We start from the raw sequence: 22,226 nt of genomic DNA on the forward strand, positions 1-22,226 counted from the left end.
GTGTACGAAGGTTCGCCTTCGAGAGTCAGATACTCGCCCTTGCAGCACCTATTGTAAATGGGACGCGATATCTCATGAAGGAGAGATTATGCATATCGCCGAAGGATTTTTACCGGCGAGTCACTGCGTAGCCTGGTATGTGGCTGCTGCACCATTCGTTATTTACGGGGCGAGGGCCTGCATTAAGGAAGCTCGCAAGTCCACCACCAACAAGCTTCTGCTGGCAGTTGCTGGCGCTTTCACTTTCGTGTTGAGCGCGATCAAACTGCCGTCGGTGACGGGCTCTAGCTCGCACCCGACGGGCACCGGCGTTGGCGCGGTGCTGTTCCGCCCGCCGGTCATGGCGTTCTTGGGTGCGGTCGTTCTGCTGTTCCAGGCTCTGCTCCTGGCGCACGGCGGCATCACGACGCTTGGCGCTAACACATTCAGCATGGCTATCGCCGGCCCGTGGATCGGCTACGCCTTCTACAAGCTTCTTCGTCCGCTGGGCACCTCGGTTGGCATCTTCGCCGCCATGGTGATGGCAGACTTCTCCACGTACTGCGTCACTTCGATTCAGCTGGCCATCGCCCACCCGGACCCGGTCTCCGGTTTCGGTGGCGCACTGACCAAGTTCCTGGCGACGTTTGCCGTCACCCAGATTCCGCTCGCACTAGCAGAGGGCTTCATCGGCGTTCTGCTGTTCCGCTTCCTGGTTAACGTCGCACGCCCGGAGCTGGAAAAGCGTGGTCTGATCAAGCCGCAGGTTAAGGAGGCAGCAAATGTCTAAGAAGTCGAAGAACATTTGGATCAACCTTGGCCTGATTGCCGCAGTCATCGTTATTTTCGTTATCTCATTCTCGGTCGCCCCGAAGGAAGGTTCCGAGGAGGGCGAGGCCTTCGGTGGCACCGACTCCGTCGTAACCGAGCAGATCGAGGAATCGGGCTACGAGCCCTGGTTCTCCCCGATCTTCGAGCCGGGTTCCGGCGAGATCGAGTCTGGTCTGTTTGCTCTGCAGGCCGCTCTCGGTGCTGGCATTGCCGGTTTCGCGCTGGGTAACCTGCGCGGCCGCAAGAAGGCCGCCGAGGAGCTGACCCCCGCGTCAGCCACGAAGGGTGCTGCTACTAACGGCGGCGCCAGGGGACTGCTCACCCCAGGCGCTGACACTGCGAGTTCCGAAGAGTAGCAAATGATAGCCCTTGACGACGCTGCCTGGGCTGCTCCCTGGCGCGGAGTCTCGGTCGGTCAGAAAGTTCTGCTCAGCTTAGGGCTCGTGGCCACCGCACTGACCGCACCCGTCTGGCCGACCACAATTCTCGTGGCTATTTCAGCGGTAACGCTGGCGCTGGGGTTCGCAAAAATACCTCCCCGTACCCTGGCGCTGGCGTTCACCGCACCATTCGCTTTCATCCTGATCGGTTCGATCTCCGTCGGAATCCAGTTGGGCTCTTCGCCCGATAATGTGATTTGGCATTGGTGGCTTTTGTCGATCAGTCATGAATCTATTGCAGCCGGGCTGACGGTTTTCGCCCGCTCGGTTTCCGCCACGTTGAGCGTCCTGCTGCTTGCGACGACCACACCGATGGTCGATCTTCTTGCTTGGTTCAGAAAACTTGGCTTGCCAGCCGTGCTTGTAGAAGTTGCGTCCCTAACCTACAGGCTGCTTTTTGTGCTGCTCGACTCGTTTCTGACTTTGCATCAGGCGCAGGCCGCTCGGCTTGGCGATGCACCCATGGGTAAGGGTGCACGTAGGCGTCAGATCCAAAACTATTCCACGCTCGTCGGCTCGCTGATGACGCGGTCCTGGAGCAGGGCCGAACGTCTCTCGGAGGGCCTCGAGGCGCGTGGTATTGATGGCGATCTAGTGACGCTCGTTCATCAGCCTCCGCTTTCTAAGAAATGGGTGTTCGGCACCCTCGGTTTGATTGCCGGAATCTGGCTGGTGGCGATATGCTTTACGCTGATTTGATCTCCTGGATTGGTCTGACTCGTCATGCTGCGGGCGTCATTCCAGCCGATCGATCTGCTCTAGGAGAAGTAACGTGTTAGCGGCAGAGAATTTGATCGCTTCATACCTGAACGGACGTCGCGTTTTGGACGAGGCGAACGTTCACTTCGAGTCCGGCTGCCGGGTCGCGCTGCTCGGCGCCAACGGCTGCGGAAAGACGACCCTGATGCGTTGCCTGACCGGCGCTCACAAGCCAGATTCTGGCGCGGTCAAGCTCGACGGTCAGGTGTTGAAGTACGGCAAGAACGCGCTGCGCGACCACCGTCGCAAGGTGCAGATGGTGCTTCAAGACCCGGACGATCAACTTTTCTCCGCGGACGTCACCCAGGACATCGCTTTCGGCCCCCTCAACCTCGGGCTAAGCGAGGATGAGGCGCTGGCCAGGGTGAACGAGGTGGTTGAGGAGCTCGGCATCGAGCATCTTGCCAAGCGTCCCACGCATCAGCTCAGCTACGGCGAGCGAAAGCGCGTCACTATTGCGGGCGCGGTGGCGATGCGCCCGGACGTCCTGCTGTTGGACGAGCCAACCGCGGGTCTAGACCGTGTGGGTATCGAGCAGATCCGCGACCTGTTGAGCAGGCTGCACGCCCTTGGCACTTCTATTGTTCTGGCTACCCATGAGGTGGATTTTGCGCTTGCCTGGGCCGACGAGGCAGCAATCGTTTGTGAAGGCAAGATCCATCAGGGGCCGATCGTCGACATGCTCTCCGATCACGAATTGCTAAACCGCGCGCATCTGCTGCAGCCCTGGCAACTTCAATTATCTCGCCGTCTAGAGCTTGGCAGCAGGCCAGTCGACATGGACGAGATGGTCGCTGCGCTAGAAGCCTGGCGACGTAGCTAGTCGTAGCTAGCGAACAATTTTTCTGAAGCGCGATCCATGCGCATCTTTCCGCCGTACGGCACGATCCACTGCGGACGGGTGTGCCCGAAGGGTGGGCCGACGCAGACCACGGCCTGCGGGCCGTACTTTTCCATGACGCCGTGGCTGATGTCTCGAATGGAACGGCGGTACGCCGCCTGATCTTCCTCGCTGGGGTTGAAGGTGAAGCTCGTCGCGGGGAAACGGGAAACCACCAGGCCGGCGATCCGGGACAGCAATCCGCGTTCGCCAATCGCCCTCATGAAGTCGGCGTATGCGATGGGTTCGATGATGTCTTCCGAACCCTCCAAAATCAGGATCTTGCCGTCTAGCAGGTCAAAATTTGTGAAGCGCCCGGCCCAGATGATCTCTTGAATAACCTGGACGCAACCGCCCCAAGTCTGCGCCGCAACGGTTTTGGTGGGACCGGACCAAGTCCACGGCTCCGCAGGCCTGCGCACGCCCGTTTCGGTCAACGAGCGCTCTTCTTTCCAGTCGAATCCGTAGTCTTCGCTAAGCGGGGGATTGGTGAGTTCTAGCTCGCCGCCGTCGCGCACGGCCGCGAGTAGGCTAGCCGCGTGCACATCGTCGATGGCTGGGCCGGCGCCGATATGCACCTGGGTCGAGCCGCCGTAAAAGCTGCAAACGCCCAGATTCCACAACAGGTTGTGCAGGTGGGTGTTGTCGGAATAACCGATGAAGGGTTTCGGGCTGGACGCGATCAGGCTTTGGTCTACGTGAGGTATCACCGTGATCTGGTCGCTGCCGCCGATGGTTGCCATGACCGCACCGATCTCGGGGTCGGCGAATGCGTCGTTCAGGTCGCGGGCTCGATCTTGCGGCGACGACCCGATGACTCGGGTAGTCGGGTATTCCTTAACCTCCAAGCCCGTCAGCTCGACCAGGCGATGCATGGCTTGTTCGTGGACCTCGGGGCCGTAGCCGGGGGCCGCAAAAGACGGCGAAACCACCGCGATCTTCTGGCCCGGCTGGGCCTTCGGTGCCGGTTTCGGTAGTCCCTTTGCGCGCGGAGCCGCCGCTGTGTAATCAATCATTTCTGCACTGCCCACTGCGTCACAGGACGATACGGCACGAAGCCCCTAAACGAACCCAGCGGGTTGGAGATTTCGACGCTGATGCGCGACAGTTGGCCGCCGTGGGACTCGTTCATGTTGGCGAGCACAACCTCGGTTTCGACGGTGACGGCGTGCACCACCAGGCGGCCGTCCTCTGCGAGCGCGTCCCAACAGCCCTCGACCACCTTCTGGCTGGCGCCGCCGCCGATGAAGATGGCGTCCGGAGCGGGCAGCGTATCAATGACCACGTCAGCAGGGCCCTCCACGACCTCGAAGTGGCCGGGAGCCAAGCGTTCGCCGTTGCGTCTTGCCCTGGCGGCCCGCTCGGGCTTCTGCTCGACGCCGATCGCGCGTGCATCCTTGGCCGCGCGGCACCACTCGATAGCCATGGCTCCGGAGCCCGTGCCGACGTCCCACATCAACTTGCCGGGTGCCGGACGCAGGAACGCGAACGCGGTGGCGCGCTGGTGCCGTTTGGTGATCAGGCCGTCGTGCTCGAACGCCTCATCGGGCAAGCCGGGGACGATGCCCAAGGCATCTATCTCTTCGATCGAAAGCTGCGGTTCGCGAATCACAAAAAACAGGCTACTGCAAAGTTCATAATTGCAAGCTATTCGGCAATAATGGAGGCTCAAGGTTTTTAAGGAGAGAACTAATGTCGAGTGCCATTGAACCCGCTGTTATCGAACCCGGCACCGTAGTGCTAGTTGGGGGCGGCCCCGGCGACCCAGAGCTGATCACCGTCGCTGGCATGCGCGCGCTGCTGGGTGCCGACGTCATCCTCTACGACAGGCTCGCGCCCACTGCTCTGTTGGATGGCCTCGACGCCGAATGCGTCAACGTTGGCAAGATTCCGCGCGGCGCCCACACCCCGCAGGAGACCACCAACCAGATGCTCATCGACTACGCCCGCGACGGCAAGCGTGTGGTGCGGTTCAAGGGCGGCGACTCGTTCGTTTTTGGACGCGGCGGCGAGGAGGCTATTGCGCTCGCCGAGGCTGGGGTGCCGGTCAAGGTCATTCCTGGCGTCACTTCGTCCGTGGCGGCCCCCGAGCTGGCGGGCATCCCCGTCACGCACCGTGGGCTTTCGCAGGGCGTCACCATCGTTGCCGGCCACGTGCGTCCCGACGACGAGCGCTGCACCGTCAACTGGTCTGCGCTCGCCAAGACCAACACCACCATCGTGATCCTGATGGGCGTGAAATACCTGCCAGACATCGTCAAGAAGCTGCTGGACAGCGGCCTGGCTCCGGACACCCCCGCCGCTGTGGTTTCGTCGGCCGCCACCGATAAGCAGCACACGATTCGTGCCCGCGTCGACGAGATAGTAAACGTGGCTACCCGTGAGGCGGTGACCCCGCCGTCCATCACCATCATTGGCGCGGTCGCTGGCCTAGACCTGAAGATCTAGCGATACCGGGCACGAAAAGGTTCGACGTCGAACCATTTGGTTCCGGATAACCGAAAACGAATTAACGGGAACGAAAAAGCTCGACTACGGGCTTTTCCGTTCCCGTTGTTTATTCCTTCGGCGAGAGCTCGTGGGGCCTGTGCAGCATGGCGGACTCCACCTCGATCGCCAGATAGCCAGGCTGGGCATCGACGTGCACCGTCTCCGGGCGGTGCGGCCCCGCAATCTGCCAATCTTCGGCGGGCTGCGGGTCTTCGATCATCGTGGCCAGGCCGTCAATCAGCAGCGTGTAGCCGCGCGGATTGTACGGCGAAAACACCAGCGTCACACGGCGGTCTGCGTCCAAAACCTTGGCCGCATTCCTGGCCATCGACGCCGGCACGATCACCCGGTCGCCGTCCATCCGTGCGACGACGGTGTGCACCCTGGCGTAATCCGTCAGCTTCGCAGGGATCAGCGTGCCAATGCCGTACTTAGCCAGCTGGACGCCCAACTCTTCAACCGGAACCCGAATCGTCATTTCTTTCTCCTCAAATTGATCATCGTGGCCTCGCCGAATCTTTTGGCCGCGCCGACCCCACGCATCGAAAGCTGCGTGCTTTTCGGATCCGTCGAGACGAAGCCGCACAGCCCGAAAACACCGTGGCCGAACAAACAGCTCGCCAGCGGAGTAGACGGCCCCACGAACACGAACTTGGCATTCCTGCCTAACTCGAGCAGCCTGGTCGCCGTCCTATTGACAAAAGTGCTGCCCGTAGCGAACACGTAATCCGCCTCTGGCAGCAGGTATTCGCACGCCGAATCGGGGTAATCGCCGCGCCTAGGCTGACGCTCGATGACCGCCAACTCGCAGTTATCCAGGCGCTCCTCAATGCCGGGGAAGCGCCCGATTACAGCCACCTTCTTGCCAGCCAATTCCGGACGGTACAGCTCGAACGAATCGACGTCAGCCACCGTCTCCACCCGAGAACCCACAGCTATTTCTTGACTCTGGGCTGGGTTGTTGTAGAACGCGTTAATCGCTGCCATCCCGAACGCGGCCTCGCGGCTATGCCAGCTCTTCACCAGTTCTGCAGCCTCGCCGAGAGGCATCCCGACGAGGTCGGACTTCTCGCAGACCCCAGGCCTGGTGGGGCTGTCTTGCGTCATCGCAAGACCAATACTCGACTCTGTTCTCACATACGTCCAGCTAGGCCCGACCGAATATTCCCGGACCGTTTCGTCCGTAGCGATTCCTGCGATCAACTCGTCGTAAAGGTACCAGCGGTTCACGAGACCAACCTATCCCACCTGAAGCTCATGTTCGACGGTTACAGAATTCGGGTCTTTACGTCGCCTGTGACGCAAAGACCCGAATCCTACAACCGCCGAGAAGCTACCAGACTAACCACCGCGTCACATCGGGTTTGGGTAGCCATCAGGAACCATCCAGGTAAACCACCACGTCACCAGAAACAGCAGGGACGGAAAAGTCCGTATTCGAGCTTTTATGCACCCGCTAAATCTTCTCAAGTTAGCGGGAACCAAAAGGTCCGAGTACGAGCTTTTCGGTTCTCTCTAATGCGTCGGAAATTAAAAGGAACCAAAAGGTCCGAGTACGAATTTTTTTGTTCCCGCTATTTTTCGACGGCGTAAGGGGTAGCCAGGCCAGCCATTAAACTACGGTACCCAGCCAGGCCGGTTACCGCGAAACTAAAAAACCGGGACCAGATTTACAGGTCCCGGTTGATTGAAAACTTGCGGCTATCGACGTCGAAGAAGGTAGGTGTCGAACATCCAGCCTTTGCGTTCGGCGGCGGCTTTGCGGGTGGCGAGGATCTCGTCGCGCACGGTCGCCAGGTCGCCGGAGATCAGGATCTGGTCGGGCGTGCCGAGGTAGGCGGCCCAATAAATGTCGAAACCTTCGGGGTCGATCAGGCTGAACGTCTGTTTGCCGTCGAGCATCACTACGACGTCGTCGATGTAATCGGGGATGCCCTTGGCAAGAGGGCGAGCAGGGGAGATCGAAACCGACTTGCCCTGTCTGTTCAGCGGAATCTGGAACGCGGCCGCCAACGCCAGGACGCAACTGATGCCGGGAATGACGTTCAGCTCGAAGTCATCATCGGAGGCCGCGATCATGCGCTTGACGATGGCCAGCGTCGACTCGTAGAGGCTCGGGTCGCCCCACACCAGGAAGCCGCCAACCTGACCGTCGGGGAGGTTCTCGTCGACGGCCTTCGACCAGCTTTCCAAGCGCTGCGCTCGCCAAGTGGCCACGGCCTTTTTGTAGTCGGGCGTGGTCTGCCATGGGCGCGGTGGGTCTTGTAGCTCAACCAGTTTGATCGGCGTCGTCCGGTGCTCGGCAAGGATGTGCTTGCGGATGTCCACCAGCTCGTCCAGATTGTTCTCCTTGATGACGACGAAGAGCACGTCCAGCTCCTCGATGGCCTTCACGGCTGCCTGCGTCACCCAGTCCGGGTCGCCGGAGCCGATGCCGATCAAACTGATTTTCTTCACTACCGCTCCAATTTTTTTAGAACTCGCGACGAATTGTCGCCACGGATGCCGTGCGGGCGTGCGCGGTGCGGTGCGGATCTTGGCCGCCCACGACACCCACCAGCAGGCCGTTAGCGGCGCCGGTGGCCGGGGTCCAGGCGGTGCCGCCGCTGGCGTCGTCGCCGCGGACGCAGAACACGCGTCGAGCCTCCGCCCAGGCCGCAACCTGCTCGTTTACCTCGGGCTTGTTTGTGAGCGCCATGGCGTACCAGGCGTCGTCCAGATCCGCCTCGGTTACCTCGCGTTCGACGAGCTTCAGCTTGCCCAGCTCGCCGAGAGACTTGATTCGCTCGTCGAAAGATGGTGCGACGACGGTGATGTCAGCGCCGGAATCAATCAGCTTCTCGATGCGGCGGGCGGCGACGTGGCCGCCACCGGCCAGAACCACTTTGCGTCCGGCAAGAACCAGGCCGGCCAGGTAGACCTGTGGGGCGCCGTGGTCGGAGAGCTTGCCGGATGCGTCGCGGAACCGATCGACGACAACCTGGGCCAGCTCATCACAATCGCCGATGACGTCGGCAACGCGAACCTCGGCGTCGGGGTGAGCGGCGACCCACTCGTTAGCCTGCTTGTGGGTCCAGTTTTCTAGCCGGCCGTGGAACAGGAAGTGCGGCATGACGACGATCTTGCGTCCGCCCTTGTCGTAGGCCTGCTGTAGGCCCTCGGTCAGGTTCGGGTGCGTCACTTGAATATAGGCGTTAGTCAGGTCGGCGTAGCCGCCCTTCTCCAGCAGGACGCGGCCAAGGCGCGCGTGATCGGCGTTTGGCGTAGTCAGACTGGTGCCGCGGCCAAGGAACACAACGCTGATTTCGTCGTCAGACCAGTCGGCTGCGGCAGCGGAAATGCGCTGGCAGACAGCGGAGATCATCCTCGGATCCGGCCCAAGATGCGGCGCATAAGTGACGCGCGAACCGGCCACGGTCTCGATGCCAGCACCGAAGCCCTCAGGAATGTCCTCCTCGACGTGGCTGCCGGTGCCGATCATCAGCGGAACGACGACAGCGGACTTGTCGGCGTCGGTTTCGAGCGCATCGGTAACGGCTTCGGCGATGGTCGGCTCGTCCAGCTCGACGTAGCAATCAAGAACGCGGACGTCCGGCAGCATCCTGCGGACGCGGTCGATCAGCGCGCGGCACTGCTGCTGGCCCTCTTCGATTCGAGTTCCGTGAGCTGCAATTACTAGTGCAGTCATAGTTCTTCCCTTCGGTTATTTGGTTTCTTCTTCGAGCCACTTGTAATCGCGTGGCGTGACAACAACTTCCTTGTTTCGTCCCGTCTTGACCAGTCGGGTGGTTGACGACCCGACGAGCACGATGGAGCGCATGTCCACCCACTCGGGGTCGAAGTCTGCCAGCGTCGCCACGCGGTAGTTTTCGCCGGGCCGGGTTGCGTTCTGCACGACGGCGACGGGCGTGGTTTCGGGCCGGTTCCAGCCCAGGATTTCGAGCGCGCGCGGCAGGTGCTCGACTCGCTTATGGCTACGGGGGTTATACAGCGCGACGACGAAGTCGCCCTCGGAGGCCGCCTTGAGTCGCTTCTCGATGTTGTCCCACGACGTGTGCAGGTCGGAAAGCGAGAGGGTGACGTGGTCGTGGCCGAGGAACGCGCCCAGAATCGACGATGCCGCCAGCTCAGCGGTTACGCCGGGCACGACGCTAACGTCGATGCCCTCGGTACCCAACTCGAGGGTGGGGGAGGCCATAGCGTAGATCGCCGGGTCGCCGGAGCAGACGATGGAAACTTCGCGTCCCTCGCGTGCTTTCTCGATGGCCATAGCGATGCGTGCTTCTTCACTGCCCATGCCGGTTGAGATGACGTCGGTGCCGGGGCGAAGCATGTGGCGGATCTGCGCGACATACGGACGGTAACCCACGACGACCGCGCTGGCGCGAAGCGTGTTCTTGGCGCGCGGGGTCAGCAGGTCGTCTGCACCGGGGCCGAGGCCGACGACGCTCAGGCGTCCCATCGGCTTGAGCCTGGCCACCGCGACGGTGACGTTCGGGGTCTTCTGCTTGTCGATGATCAGCTCGGAGCCGGCGACGTGGCTGGGCAGGTAGGACAGCGCGGAGGCCTCCGAAACCGAGCCGGTGCCGACCGCCTCGAGCGCGTGCTGCGACTGATTCGGCGTCTCGACCTTGGCTAGCTCGTCGGCGCTGAACGTGACGAACGGCACGCCCAGCTCGGCCGCGAAATCGATGAAGCCCTGCTCGTCGTCTTTGGCGTCGACGCTGGTCAGCGCGGTGACTGAAGACAGTGAAAGGTTGTTTTCTTCAAGAACTCGGGTGGCTAGCTCGCGGATCTCGGCGACGTCGGTGCCTCGGTTGCAGCCCATGCCAAGCACCAGCGACTTCGGGTGGATCGCCACGGTCGGCAGATCGTCGGGGACCTGGTTGGAATCGGTAACCAAAATGCGGAACTTGGCCGGTGCAACGGGCAGCTCCTTGACGTGGGTGCCGCGACGCTCGACGCGTGGAACGCCAGGCTCGTTGACGTTCTCGGGCAGCGCGGGTAGCGGCCAGCCGCCCCGGACCAGCTCGACCGGCTCACCGTCCAACATGCCACGGGTGACGCCGGCGAGATCGCCAGTGGTGGCCCAGCCGAGCGTGTCCAGTCCGGGGATGTCCCTGCCATCGGTTGCGGTGGTGACGGTTGCGACCGCGCCGATGCCCTCGGCGATCTTGCGGGCCAGCTCGTTCGCCCCGCCCACGTGTCCGCCGACCAGCGGAATAGCGAATTTCCCGGCCTCGTCAACCACGACGACGGCCGGATCAGTCTTCTTGCTCTTCAGCAGATCGGCGATCAGCCTGGTGGTCGCGCCGAGCGCCAGATGGCTGATGATCAGATCGCATTCTTCCCAAGCAGTGCGCAGACCTTCGCCGGACTTGCCGAAGTAGTGCTTGGTTTCGCCTAGTACCTCGTCGAGTTGGGCAGCCCGGGCCTGCGCTGCGGGCGAGGTGGCTACCTGGCCAATGATTTTGTCGCTCAATTGTTCTCCTAGATCTGCGGTACGGCGTCGAAGCCACCGACGATGGGGTGTTGTTCGCCGAGAGCTTCTGGCTCATCGGGGTGGTGGTCGAGCACCAGGACGACGTTCGGCGAGGTGATGTCAGTGACCATTCGGGCCTCCGCCTCGTTCATGACGCGGATTTGTTCATCGGCGTTGCCAAGCTTCTCGGCCAGCACGTAGGTCTTGCCCAAGCCCGCGGTGGCCTCGACGATCTGTGGCAGTGTGTTCTTCGGGTCGGTCAGAATGCCGACCTTCGGGTGCCGCCGGCAGGCGTCGAAGGCGGGCACCGGGTCGTTGCCGTGTGCGGAAACCAGCAAGGCGTCGTCCCACGGCAGCCCGACGGCAGCGAAAGCCATCTGCAGGCTGGTGACGACCGGCACAACCCGGACCTTTAGGCCGGCGGCACGGATGCGTCGCACGACTCCGTAAAACAGCGGGTCGCCGGAAGCAACCACGACGATCTTTCGGTTGAGGTCCTTCTTCATCTCGTCGATCGCCGGGGCGATGCGTCCGAGCACGACGCGCTTGTCCTCTTCGACGCCTAGCGCGTCCAGGTGACGCCTACCGCCCACCACCAGGTCGGCGTCTGCGGCGTCCCTACGAAGCTCTTCGGAGGGCTCGGCGATGAATCCGTAAACGGTAATCATGTGTTGTCCTTTCGCGCGGCGGGCTCAGAGCGCCTCTGCGCCCTTATCGCGCAGATCCGCTGCGGCCTTCGGGTCCGCAGGGCGGTATTCGTGTCTGAAACCGGGGTGGTAGAGGTGCGAGCGTTTAACCATGCGCTCCTCACTGAGGGCGGGGCCAACCAAAATGACCGTGTGCTTCCACAGCTTGTGGGCCTTCATAGTCGACTCGAGCTCGGAAAGCTTGCAGCGAACCATGAACTGGTCGGGCCAGGTGACCTGGTAGCCGATAATCACCGGGGTATCCTCGGGGTAGCCGCCGGCCAGTAACTCCTCCTGGAGTTGTTTCGAACGTGCTGCCGAAAGGTAAAGCGCCATCGTCGTGCCGTGCGAGGCGAAGTCGCGGACATTTTCCTTCGGCGGCATCGGGGTGCGGCCACCCTCCAGACGGGTCAGGATAAGCGACTGCGAAACCTCGGGCAGGGTGATCTCGACGTCGCTCATCGCCGCAGCAGCAGAAAACGCGGATACGCCCGGGATAGTCTCGTAGGGCACGCCCATCTCGTCGAGAACCTGGCGCTGCTCTGCGGTTGCGCCATATATGGAGGGGTCTCCGGTGTGAACGCGAGCAACCAGAATACCCTCGTCGCGAGCGCGCTCGTAGTAGGGGAGTATGTCCTCCAGGGACGCGGAGGCCGAATCAATCAGCTCTGCGCCCTCCTTGTGGCGGGCGACGACCTCGGGGTTAACCAGCGACGACGCCCAAATGATGATGTCCGCGTTCGCGATGGTCTCGGCGCCGCGCACCGTGATCAAGTCGGGGGCACCCGGGCCCGCACCGACGAAAACTACCTTGCCAGTCACAGTCGTTCTCCTAGTCCGTTGCGCTTCGGCGGCCACAAAACGCTGGTGAAGTACGGCGCCTCATCCAGCTCGCTGACCAATGAAATTTCTTCTTCGGGCAGCCCAACATTGCTGCCGACGACGGCGTCCTCGCCCACCTCGTTCAGGTGCTCTTTCAGCGCGGCGAAGTGGCGTCCGGCCTTGTAAACCACGCAGGTGTCGGCCACCTCGGAAACCTCGACGAGCTGGTCGATGCCTTTCTTCAGCGGCACGAGCGCCAGCACTTCGTCGCCCTCGCAAAGCGGGGTCTTCGAGGCGGCCGCGAGCGCCTGCATCGCCGTGATGCCGGGGATGACCTCCACCTCAACCTCTATCTTCTCGCGCACGCTGGCAACAAGATAGCTGAACGTGGAATACACAGAAGGGTCGCCGATGGTCGCGAAACCGATCTGCTTGGCGCCCGCCTCGAACTGTTCGATGGCCACGGCCGCGGACGTCTGCCAGTTGGTCATTCTGCGGGTGGTGACGCCTGTTGGGTCTTTCATCGTGAACGGCACGCGCACGATCTTCTCGGCCATCTCGGGGGAAGCAGCCGTGATGATGGTCTCCGCGCGCCCGGCATTGCTGCCGCTAGCTTCGGTGGATGGCACAAGAATGACGTCGCAATTGCGCAGCGCCTTCAATGCTTTGACAGTAATTAAATCGGGATCCCCCGGGCCGACGCCAATGCCAAGTAGCCGTGGAAAATTCACTAAATCTCCTAGCCACCCTAACCTCGAGGGTGTTTCGCTGTGGGGACGATCGGCTTGGCGACCGGGCTAACTGCGCGCCGCGCGCAGATACCGTTGCGGGACAGCGCCGGGTTCTCACCGGCTTCGCAAGCGTCTCGTCGTCGACTCGTGTCGACTCCGTCAAGCCTAGCGCGATATCCCAACCACTCCCAACCTTATGAAGAGTTAATTTGGGGCAAAAAGTATCGGGCCGCAAGAATCTTGCGGCCCGATACTTTTTCTAACTTATTTATCTAGCTTGCGTCCCTGCTCGATGACGCTGACCAGCTCGTCGGCAAGCGACGACGTCATGATGTCGTCCACCGGGCGGGGCAGCGCGATGCGCCAGTTCGGGTACTGGTCGATGGTGCCGGGCATATTCGGACGCTCCTTGACGCTGGCAGCATCGTCCAGGTTGAGCAGGACGACTCGGCTCGGTGCGTCGCGCAGCATCCGGTAGCGCTCGATGATCATCGACTGGACGTCGTCGCGGGTGATCTGGTTGAGCGGCTTCGTCGGGTCGACGTGAGCCATCTCGCATAGCACCTGGCGGGTGCTCTCGACCTGCGCCCAGTCTGCGCTCTTGCCGATGCGCTTCAGCTCGGAGACGTCGAAACCGGTTGCTAGGCCGGCGACCGTCACTTGGTCGTGTGTGGAGCTGGTGCCCACTCCCAGGGTCGGGAACTCGCGAACCGGGGTGCGCATTGCGGAGCGGTTACCCAGCATGCCGATTTCTTCCATCGTCTCGCGCACGCCGCCCGCTACGGTGCCCATGTCCTCGCCAACAACCCAGCTGTTCTGGCGGTAGCATTCCAGCCTGATGATGGCAAGCATGGCGTCCACCGGGTAGTGGATGTAGACGCCGTCGGCCGCGCTGCCGGAAACCGGCACCCAGTAGAGGCGCCAGAGCTGCATGACGTGGTCGATGCGCATCGCGCCGGCGTCGCGCAGGGTGGCGCGAACCATATCGATGAACGGCTTGAAATCCACCTCCGCGAGCTTCTGCGGGTTGAACGGCGGCAAGCCCCAGCGCTGACCCTCGATGTTGTGGCTATCCGGGGGAGCGCCGATCTCGAAGTCGAACTCGAGGATGTCCTGATTGATCCAGGCGTCTTGGGAGGCCGAGTCGGAACCAACGGCCAGGTCCGCGATGACGTCTACACCCTCGCGGCAAGCGGCAGCGTACTGGACGTGGGCAACCCACTGCATCCAGCTGTGGAAATCGATGAGGTCGGAGTTCTCGTTGACGAATTCGGCAACCGCGTCGGAGGAAATATTCTGGTATTCCTTCGGCCATTTGCGCCAGTCGGTGCCGTACTTTTCGGCGATGGCGGACCAGGTGGAGAAGTCGGAAAGCTTCTTGCCCCACTGCTCGAACCAGGCGTCTCGCTCGATGTTCGGGTCGTTTCGGACGGCCTTCCAGATGCGCAGCAGCGCCTCGCGCTTCAGCTTCCAGACGGCTGCACGGTCGATCATGCGTTCCTTGTTTAGCTTGCAGCCTGCCTCCGCGAGGTCGGTCAGGTCTACATGCTCGGCGCCGAGGACGTCGCCCGGTGCGATGTGTAGGACGTTCAGGAAGATCCTGGACGCGGGCGAGTATGGCGATGCCTGCGGGTGCTCGGTCGGGCCGATGGCGTGGACTGGCGAGACCTGCACGCAGCTCGCGCCCTGCATGGCGGCGATGCGGCAGATCAGCGCGAGGTCGCGGAAATCACCGATGCCCCAAGAAGAGCGGGAGCGTGCCGAATAAAGCTGAATCTGCCAACCCCAACTACGCTGTGGGGTCTGAATTTTTTCAGGCGTGCAGATGACGAAGCGGCGGACGCCGGCGTCGTTGTAAAGAATGTGGTATCCGGGCATGTCCACCAGGCCTTCGGCACGGTAGTGATGCCCGTTCTCTAGGATTAGCGTTCCATAGAGTTCTGGGTGGTAGCGACCCGGGCTGCATACCAGCGGGCCGTTTTCGTTGTCTAGCGGTACGGAAGTATCAAACCTGTTTGCGACTAGCTCTAACGTCTTTGTTGGTGTCTTGATCCAATCGCCTTTGGTATTCACGTAACCGCTGGTTACTCCATATCGGCCTACGCGAGACATGATCTCGCCGCGGTGCGCGTCGTCTGCGCTGGTGGCGCTATGCGATATGCCGCGGGTTTCGTGGTCTGATGAAATGTTATTCACGTGGCGATCCTACATGAATACCTGTTTGAGCTTGGCCATAGTTCAGATCAGTTCTGGCAACTTCACCTATATGTGTGCAAGTCATCGTCGGAATTGTTGCCTATGGCGAATGAATGATTGCAGACAATTGCTTGTTAGATGATTACATAACCGAAATATAGGAAATGAATCCGTTTTGTTTATAGGTTCACTAGACCTAAGTAATAGTTTTCCCTTGCTGCAACTGCTACTCAAGTTATATTTTCTGTCTGTCTAGCGGTGTACTCTGAATCTGCTGGATGACCCTCGCATCGCACCTGCAAAAGTGCCTAACAAGGGGGTTTCAGAAGAAGTTTTAGAGCGGAGCAAAATGAGTGAACTTGCAAACGAGGTGACGCAGCGCACAGACGTGACTGCGGTTCCAGACCTGGCTTTGGGCACGTCGAAAATCGGCCCAGTTCGCACGCAGATCCCGATTTACGTAGACCTGCTGCCACCTTGTAACAATGCCTGCCCCGCCGGCGAGAACATCCAAGAGTGGCTGCGCCTTATTAAAGAAGGTAAAGAAGAGGCCGCGTGGCGCCAGCTGGTGCGCGACAACCCCTTCCCGGCCATTCACGGACGCGTTTGCTACCACCCCTGCGAAACCGCGTGCAACCGTGCAGACCTCGATTCTTCGGTCTCTATCCATTCCGTCGAGCGCTATCTGGGAGACCTGGCCATCGAGCGTGGCTGGACGTTCCAGAAGCCTGTGACGCACACGGGTAAGCGAGTGATGGTCGTCGGTGCCGGCCCATCCGGTCTTTCGGCCGCCTACCACCTGGCCAGGCTCGGCCACGAGGTCGAGATTTTCGACTCCGGTGAGAAGGTCGGTGGCATGATGCGTTACGGCATCCCGGCCTACCGTCTGCCTCGCGAGATTGTCGACGCCGAAGTCGAGCGCCTCAAGAACCTGGGCATCAAGATCCACCTGAACCACACCGTAACGGACCTGCAGGCCGAGCAGAGCGCGGGCAACTTCGACGCGTCGTTTATCGCGGTAGGTGCTCACCTGTCCAAGCGCGTCGATATTCCGAGCATGGATGCGGAAAAGATGGTGGACGCCGTCGACTTCCTGCGTGATGTGGCCAGTGGCGAGAAACCCAGGATCGGTCGCCGGGTCGCTGTTTATGGTGGCGGTAACACCGCAATGGACGCTGCCCGTACCGCCCGTCGCATGGGCGCTGAAGAGGCCGTCATCATCTACCGACGCAACGAAGAGCACATGCCTGCTCACCGCGAGGAGCTCGAGGAGGCCGAACGCGAGGGCGTCCAGGTGCACTGGTTGCGAACCATCAGCGAGGTGGCCGACGACGTCATGGTCGAGGTCATGGAGCTCGACGAGGACGGCCGCCCGCACGGCACCGGCAAATTTGAGAAGCTGCCCGCGGACACCGTCATCATGGCGCTCGGACAGGTTTCCGACACTGCGTTCCTGCACAACATCGACGGCCTCGACTTCGACGGCGACACCCTAAAGGTGAACCCCGTCACGCTGATGACCTCCGTGCCCGGCATCTTCGCCGGTGGCGACGCCGTCCCAAGTCAGCGAACCGTCACTGTTGGCACCGGCCACGGCAAGAAGGCCGCCAAGATGATCGACGCCTGGCTGAAGAACGAAGACCGCTACGTCAAGGTGAAGCACCCCGTCGTCGAATTCGATGACCTGCACCTGTGGTATTTCGGTGACCACCCGCGCACCATTCAGCCCGAGCTTGGCACCAAAGAACGCATGGGCTTCGGTGAGGTCGTCGGCAGCCTGACCGAGGAGCAGGCGCACTTCGAGGCCCGCCGCTGCCTTTCTTGCGGTAACTGCTTCGAGTGTGACGGCTGCCTCGGTTCCTGCCCCGAAGACGCCGTCATCAAGCTCGGCAAGGGTCACCGTTACCGCTTTGACTACGACAAATGTACTGGCTGCGCAACCTGCTACGAGCAGTGCCCGGTGCACGCCATCGAGATGATTCCGGAGAATTAAATGAGCGTAAAAAATTCTATTGGCCAAGAAGACCCGGACACCGGCCAGCCGGAGGTTGCCAGCGCGAACACCGATTACGTCATCATGGACGGCAACACCGCCACCGCTGACGTAGCGTTCCGCATCAACGAGCTCTGCTCCATCTACCCGATTACGCCTAGCTCGCCGATGGCAGAGCTGGCCGACGAGTGGTCGGCCAAGGACCGACCAAACATCTGGGGCCAGGTGCCGCACGTCATGGAGATGCAGTCCGAGGGCGGCGCCGCAGGTGCCTACCACGGCGCACTGCAGGCTGGCGCCATGGCTACGACGTTCACCGCGTCGCAGGGTCTGCTGCTGATGATCCCGAACATGTACAAGATCGCCGGCGAGCTGACATCAACCGTTATGCACGTAGCCGCGCGTTCGCTGGCGGCCCAGGGCCTGTCGATCTTCGGCGATCACCAAGACGTCATGGCCGTGCGCCAAACCGGTTGGGCGATGCTGGCCTCCAACTCGGTTCAGGAGTGCCACGACAATGCGCTGATCGCGCAGGCTGCCGCAATGCGTTCTCGCGTGCCGTTCCTGCACTTCTTCGACGGCTTCCGCACTAGCCACGAGCTGAACACCTGCATCAAGTTGAGTGACGAGCAGCTCGCCAAGCTGATCACCGACGACCTGGTGCGCGAACACCGCTCCCGTGCGTTGAGCCCGGCGCACCCATTTATTAGGGGCACCGCGCAGAACGGTGACGTTTACTTCCAGGGCCGCGAAGCGTCCAACAAGTACTACATCGAAGCCGCGAAGATCGTCCAGGAGGTAATGGACGAGTTCGCCGAGATGACCGGACGCCAGTACCACCTGGTCGACTACATTGGCGATCCGAACGCCGAAGAGGTCGTCGTCATCATGGGTTCCGGCTCAGAAGTAGTGGAGCAGGCGGTCCAACGCCTCAACGAGTCCGGCCGCAAGACCGGCATGCTGATCGTGCGCTTGTTCCGTCCGTTCCCGAGCGAGCAAATCGTCGAAAAGCTGCCGAAGAGCGTCCGCAAAGTTGCCGTTCTCGACCGCACCAAGGAGCCCGGCTCCGAGGGCGAGCCGCTGTTTTTGGACGTCAACACCGCGCTTTCTCAAGCTGTCAGTGCGGGCGAGCGTGACCAGATGCCGCGCGTCATCGGCGGCCGCTACGGCTTGTCCAGCAAGGACTTCACCCCGGCAATGGCCGTCGGCATCTTCGACGAGCTGGCCAAGGAGAACCCGCGTCCGCGCTTCACCATCGGCATCAACGACGACGTGACGCTGCTCTCGCTGGATTACGACCCGAGCATCGACCTGGAAGACGCCGAGACTAAGCGAGCAGTGTTCTACGGCATGGGTTCCGACGGCACCGTCGGTGCCAACAAGAACACCATCAAGATCCTCGGTTCCGAGCCGGGCACGTACGCGCAGGGCTACTTCGTCTACGACTCGAAGAAGTCTGGTTCGCGCACCACGAGCCACCTGCGGTTCGGGCCGGACCCGATCAAGGCGCCATACCTGGTTAATAAGGCGGGCTTCATCGGCTGCCACCACTGGAGCATTCTGGAGCGCATCGACGTGCTGGCTTTCGCCCGCAAAAACACGGTGCTGCTCATCAACTGCCCGTTCGACACCGACCAGGTTTGGGATCACCTGCCTGCCCCGATGCAGCGCAAGATCATCGACTTGGACATCGAGCTGTACGCGATCAACGCAAACGAGGTGGCCCGTTCGGTTGGCTTGGGTGGCCGCACGAACACCGTGCTGCAGACCTGCTACTTCGCGATTTCCGGCGTGCTCGAGCCCGATGTGGCGATCAAGAAGATCAAGGACTCGATCACCAAGACGTACCTGCGTAAGTCGCAGAAGATCGTCGACATGAACCACGCTGCCGTCGACAAGGCGCTTGAGCATCTGCACAAGATTGAGGTGCCTGCACAGGTGACGAGCGACAAGGGCTACCTGAAGCCGGTTCCCGACAACGCCCCTGAATTCGTCAAGGAAGTCACCGCCAAGATGCTCGTCGACGATGGCGATTCGCTGCCCGTCAGCGCGCTGCCGGTGGACGGCACTTATCCGTCCGGCACGACGCAGTACGAGAAGCGCAACGTCTCCGACATCATCGCGGTGTGGGACGAAGAGAACTGCATCCAGTGCGGTAACTGCGCGTTCGTCTGCCCGCACGGCGTGCTGCGCGCGAAGTACTACTCGCCCGAGAAGCTGGAGGGCGCACCCGATAGCTTCGAGTCGATTCCGCTGAACGCCGCAGGTCTGCCCGACACTCGCTACACGCTGCAGGTTTACGCCGAGGACTGCACGGGTTGTGGCCTGTGCGTCGAGGCCTGCCCGGTTCGTCCCATCGGCAAGCCGGACCGCAAGGCGATCAACCTCGAGACAGTGCTGGAGCGCGACGAGCAGCGTGCGAACGTCAAGTTCTTCGAGTCGCTGCCCAGGCCGCGACGCAGCCGCGTGAACTTCGGTACCGTGCGCGGCACCCAGTTCCTGACCCCGCTGTTCGAATTCTCGGGTGCGTGCGCCGGCTGTGGCGAGACGCCGTACCTGAAGCTGCTCACCCAGCTGTTCGGTGACCGTCTGCAGGTGGCCAACGCCACCGGTTGTTCGTCGATTTACGGCGGCAACCTGCCCACCACGCCTTGGGCGAAGGGCGACGACGGACGCGGCCCGGCCTGGAGCAACTCGCTGTTCGAGGACAACGCCGAATTCGGCCTGGGCATGAGGCTCGCCGCCGACCTGCACACTGACCTGGCTCGCACCAGGCTCGAGCAGGTGCGTGGTCTGATTAACGACGACCAGCTGGTCGACGAGCTGCTTTACGCGCCGCAGCGCACTATGCACGAGCTGCGCAACCAGTACCGTCGCGAACAGCGTCTGGTCAAGATGCTTGAAGAGCTGTCGTGCAGCCCAGTGCTGGAAGAAGACACTCGTCGCAACCTCAAAGACCTGCTTTCCGTGGCAGACAACCTGCTGCGTCGATCCGTCTGGATCGTCGGTGGCGACGGTTGGGCATATGACATTGGTTCCGCTGGCGTCGACCACGTCCTGGCTAGCGGGCGTAACGTCAACATCCTGGTGCTCGACACCGAGGTCTACTCGAACACGGGTGGTCAGGCGTCTAAGTCGACCCCGACTGGTGCGGTCGCCAAGTTCGCAACCGCAGGCAAAACCACCGGCAAGAAAGACATGGCGATGCAGGCCGTCGCTTATGGGCACGTTTACGTGGCTCGAGTCGCGATGGGTGCTGACCCTGAGCAGACCTTGAAGGCGTTCCGAGAGGCGGAGGCCTACGACGGCCCGTCCCTGATCATCGCCTACAGCCACTGCATCAGCCACGGATACAACCTGCGCAAAGGCCTGGAGCAGCAACATAAGGCCGTCGCCTCGGGGCACTGGCCGCTGATGCGCTTCAATCCGGTGCTTCGCGAGGAAGGTAAGAACCCGTTCCTGCTCGACTCGATGCGTCCGAGCATTCCGCTGCGCGAATACCGCAAGACGGAGCTGCGCTTCAAGATGCTCGAGGCCTCCGACCCCGAAGAGGCGAACCGCCTGCTGGAGATCGCCCAAGAACAGGTGATCCGTAGATACGCCGAATACGAGTCCGCTGCCCAGCGTCCGCCGGAGATGTTCTCCCGCGATGCCCGCAAATCAGCCGACACTGAATGATTAAGGAGACGATGATGGCATTCGATCCAGAGGCGCTAAAGGCCGCAATGGAATCTGCCAGGCGCAAGTCTGAACTGGGCGACAACACCACCGACCAGGTGCTGCCGGCTGAGCAGGTGCGGGAACAGGCAGTCAAGCCGGACGTCGATCTGACCACCAATTACATGGGCCTGGAGCTACCGGCACCGTTGGTAGCTTCGGCCGGCCCGCTGAGCCAGCACGTCGAGGATATCCAGGCGATGGCTGATGCGGGCGTCGGGGCAGTGGTGCTGTTCTCGCTGTTCGAGGAACAGGTCAAACTCGAGCAGGCTCGTGCGACTGCCGAGATGGAGGTGCACGCAGAAAGTTTTGCCGAGGCGCTTAGCTACTTCCCGACCGAGCCGTCAAACGAGTCCGGTCTGGTGCACAACTACCTAAAGCTGATTCAGCGGGCGTCTTCGGTGATCGACGTTCCGCTGATCGCCAGCCTGAACACCCCGATCTCGGGAGACTCCAGCGACATCAGCAAGCGCATGGTCGACGCCGGTGCCTCGGCAATCGAGCTGAATGTGTACTTCGTGCCGGGAAGCGTCCGCGACCCGCGCGAGGTCGAGGACGCTCAGCTGCGCATCCTCGAATCGGTTAAGAATCAGGTTGACGTGCCCGTCGCCATGAAGATGATGCCGTATTTCTCGAGCTTCGGTCACCTCGCCAAGCGCCTGAGCGCCGCCGGCGCGGACGGCCTAGTGCTGTTCAACCGCTGGCTCGGCCCGGACGTCGAACTGGACAGGCTGGAATATCATCCCGGCTTCGAGCTGAGCACTCCGAACGAAGGCAAGCTGCCGAGGGCGTGGATCTCCGCGCTGCGCGGCGAGGTGGACTGCTCGCTTGCGGGCAGCGGCGGAGTCGAAACGTCCGACGACGTCGTCAAGTACATCCTTTCCGGTGCGGACGTGGTGATGACCACCGCGGCGCTCGTGCGTCACGGCGTTGCCTACGCTAGCCAGCTCATCGAGGGTCTGGGACGTTGGCTCGAGGTGCGCAGGGTAGATCTGGACACCGCTCGCGGGATGCTTTTGTCGCCGCACGGTGAAGAGGCGGACGCATACGCCCGTGCCGGATACATCTCCGGCCTGGAGCAGGCAAAACGGGTGTACGGAAGGTAATTTTTTCCTTTTAAAAACCCGGTCGGGAAGGGCGTTCCCGACCGGGTTTTGCCCTTTTTTTGCGGAAAGACTTTCCTAAAGCTGAAGTCATGTGTCATGCGTAGTCGTGAGGCG

The 22,226-nt window shown here is 61.6% G+C and carries 19 protein-coding genes and 1 riboswitch; of the genes, 8 read left to right on the top strand and 11 right to left on the bottom strand.

Annotated elements, in window-relative coordinates; all coding sequences use genetic code 11:
- The first annotated feature begins 88 nt into the window (after positions 1-88).
- From HMPREF1255_RS06655 to HMPREF1255_RS06670, 4 genes are all read left to right on the top strand, one after another.
- A complete protein-coding gene (locus tag HMPREF1255_RS06655) occupies positions 89-769 on the top strand; it encodes an energy-coupling factor ABC transporter permease (RefSeq protein WP_016456896.1) in 681 nt (226 codons plus the stop codon).
- The gene (locus HMPREF1255_RS06660) at positions 762-1,166 is read left to right on the top strand and encodes an energy-coupling factor ABC transporter substrate-binding protein (protein ID WP_016456895.1); all 405 of its coding nucleotides are present in this window, start codon (positions 762-764) and stop codon (positions 1,164-1,166) included. Before HMPREF1255_RS06655 ends, HMPREF1255_RS06660 begins: the two co-directional genes overlap by 8 nt.
- A gap of 3 nt (positions 1,167-1,169) precedes the next feature.
- Positions 1,170-1,949, top strand: coding sequence for a cobalt ECF transporter T component CbiQ (gene cbiQ / locus HMPREF1255_RS06665; protein WP_024111395.1), 780 nt, complete (start codon positions 1,170-1,172; stop codon positions 1,947-1,949).
- Positions 1,950-2,022: 73 nt separating this feature from the next.
- Positions 2,023-2,832, top strand: a complete 810-nt coding sequence (locus tag HMPREF1255_RS06670; RefSeq protein WP_024111317.1) for an energy-coupling factor ABC transporter ATP-binding protein — start codon at positions 2,023-2,025, stop codon at positions 2,830-2,832.
- On the opposite strand, the gene HMPREF1255_RS06675 is transcribed toward HMPREF1255_RS06670, so the two are convergent.
- Together HMPREF1255_RS06675 and cbiT are read right to left on the bottom strand one after the other, a co-directional pair.
- A complete protein-coding gene (locus HMPREF1255_RS06675) occupies positions 2,829-3,905 on the bottom strand; it encodes a S66 peptidase family protein (protein WP_024111318.1) in 1,077 nt (358 codons plus the stop codon). The two genes, HMPREF1255_RS06670 and HMPREF1255_RS06675, sit on opposite strands and share 4 nt — an antisense overlap.
- Complete coding sequence (cbiT, locus tag HMPREF1255_RS06680) at positions 3,902-4,501, bottom strand: precorrin-6Y C5,15-methyltransferase (decarboxylating) subunit CbiT (protein WP_024111394.1); 600 nt, start codon at positions 4,499-4,501, stop codon at positions 3,902-3,904. The genes HMPREF1255_RS06675 and cbiT overlap by 4 nt, the downstream gene beginning before the upstream one ends.
- An 80-nt stretch (positions 4,502-4,581) precedes the next feature.
- On the opposite strand from cbiT, the gene cobA reads away from it, so the two are divergent.
- Positions 4,582-5,337 carry a uroporphyrinogen-III C-methyltransferase gene (cobA, locus tag HMPREF1255_RS06685; RefSeq protein WP_024111494.1) on the top strand — a complete coding sequence of 252 codons (756 nt, stop codon included), beginning with the start codon at positions 4,582-4,584 and terminating at the stop codon, positions 5,335-5,337.
- Between the two features lie 109 nt (positions 5,338-5,446).
- On the opposite strand, the gene HMPREF1255_RS09445 is transcribed toward cobA, so the two are convergent.
- From HMPREF1255_RS09445 to malQ, 9 genes are all read right to left on the bottom strand, one after another.
- Positions 5,447-5,857, bottom strand: coding sequence for a hypothetical protein (locus HMPREF1255_RS09445; RefSeq protein ID WP_024111606.1), 411 nt, complete (start codon positions 5,855-5,857; stop codon positions 5,447-5,449).
- On the bottom strand, positions 5,854-6,609 hold the full coding sequence (locus HMPREF1255_RS06695) for a Rossmann-like domain-containing protein (protein WP_024111446.1): 756 nt from the start codon (positions 6,607-6,609) through the stop codon (positions 5,854-5,856). Before HMPREF1255_RS06695 ends, HMPREF1255_RS09445 begins: the two co-directional genes overlap by 4 nt.
- Before the next feature lie 471 nt (positions 6,610-7,080).
- Positions 7,081-7,848: a precorrin-6A synthase (deacetylating) gene (cobF, locus tag HMPREF1255_RS06700; protein WP_036917587.1), complete on the bottom strand. Its 768-nt coding sequence runs from the start codon at positions 7,846-7,848 to the stop codon at positions 7,081-7,083.
- Positions 7,849-7,852: 4 nt separating this feature from the next.
- The gene (locus tag HMPREF1255_RS06705; RefSeq protein WP_024111546.1) at positions 7,853-9,067 is read right to left on the bottom strand and encodes a CbiX/SirB N-terminal domain-containing protein; all 1,215 of its coding nucleotides are present in this window, start codon (positions 9,065-9,067) and stop codon (positions 7,853-7,855) included.
- Positions 9,068-9,082: 15 nt separating this feature from the next.
- Complete coding sequence (gene cobJ / locus HMPREF1255_RS06710) at positions 9,083-10,861, bottom strand: precorrin-3B C(17)-methyltransferase (RefSeq protein ID WP_024111624.1); 1,779 nt, start codon at positions 10,859-10,861, stop codon at positions 9,083-9,085.
- Positions 10,862-10,869: 8 nt separating this feature from the next.
- The gene (gene cbiE / locus HMPREF1255_RS06715; RefSeq protein ID WP_024111342.1) at positions 10,870-11,529 is read right to left on the bottom strand and encodes a precorrin-6y C5,15-methyltransferase (decarboxylating) subunit CbiE; all 660 of its coding nucleotides are present in this window, start codon (positions 11,527-11,529) and stop codon (positions 10,870-10,872) included.
- A gap of 24 nt (positions 11,530-11,553) precedes the next feature.
- Positions 11,554-12,369 carry a precorrin-4 C(11)-methyltransferase gene (cobM, locus tag HMPREF1255_RS06720; RefSeq protein WP_024111501.1) on the bottom strand — a complete coding sequence of 272 codons (816 nt, stop codon included), beginning with the start codon at positions 12,367-12,369 and terminating at the stop codon, positions 11,554-11,556.
- Positions 12,366-13,100: a precorrin-2 C(20)-methyltransferase gene (gene cobI / locus HMPREF1255_RS06725; protein ID WP_024111420.1), complete on the bottom strand. Its 735-nt coding sequence runs from the start codon at positions 13,098-13,100 to the stop codon at positions 12,366-12,368. The genes cobM and cobI overlap by 4 nt, the downstream gene beginning before the upstream one ends.
- Positions 13,101-13,141: 41 nt before the next feature.
- A riboswitch (cobalamin riboswitch) is annotated at positions 13,142-13,270 on the bottom strand.
- Positions 13,271-13,364: 94 nt separating this feature from the next.
- A complete protein-coding gene (gene malQ, locus HMPREF1255_RS06730; protein ID WP_024111575.1) occupies positions 13,365-15,296 on the bottom strand; it encodes a 4-alpha-glucanotransferase in 1,932 nt (643 codons plus the stop codon).
- Between the two features lie 349 nt (positions 15,297-15,645).
- On the opposite strand from malQ, the gene HMPREF1255_RS06735 reads away from it, so the two are divergent.
- The 3 genes from HMPREF1255_RS06735 (at position 15,646) to HMPREF1255_RS06745 (ending at position 22,112) form a co-directional block, all read left to right on the top strand.
- The gene (locus tag HMPREF1255_RS06735; protein ID WP_036917469.1) at positions 15,646-17,289 is read left to right on the top strand and encodes an NAD(P)-binding protein; all 1,644 of its coding nucleotides are present in this window, start codon (positions 15,646-15,648) and stop codon (positions 17,287-17,289) included.
- Positions 17,290-17,373: 84 nt separating this feature from the next.
- Positions 17,374-20,967 carry a pyruvate:ferredoxin (flavodoxin) oxidoreductase gene (gene nifJ, locus HMPREF1255_RS06740; protein ID WP_036917590.1) on the top strand — a complete coding sequence of 1,198 codons (3,594 nt, stop codon included), beginning with the start codon at positions 17,374-17,376 and terminating at the stop codon, positions 20,965-20,967.
- A 14-nt stretch (positions 20,968-20,981) separates the two neighbouring features.
- Complete coding sequence (locus HMPREF1255_RS06745; RefSeq protein WP_024111322.1) at positions 20,982-22,112, top strand: dihydroorotate dehydrogenase-like protein; 1,131 nt, start codon at positions 20,982-20,984, stop codon at positions 22,110-22,112.
- Positions 22,113-22,226: the final 114 nt, after the last annotated feature.

Origin of the sequence: Propionimicrobium sp. BV2F7, from assembly GCF_000510445.1 — a bacterium.
GTDB classification, from domain to species: domain Bacteria; phylum Actinomycetota; class Actinomycetes; order Propionibacteriales; family Propionibacteriaceae; genus Propionimicrobium; species Propionimicrobium lymphophilum.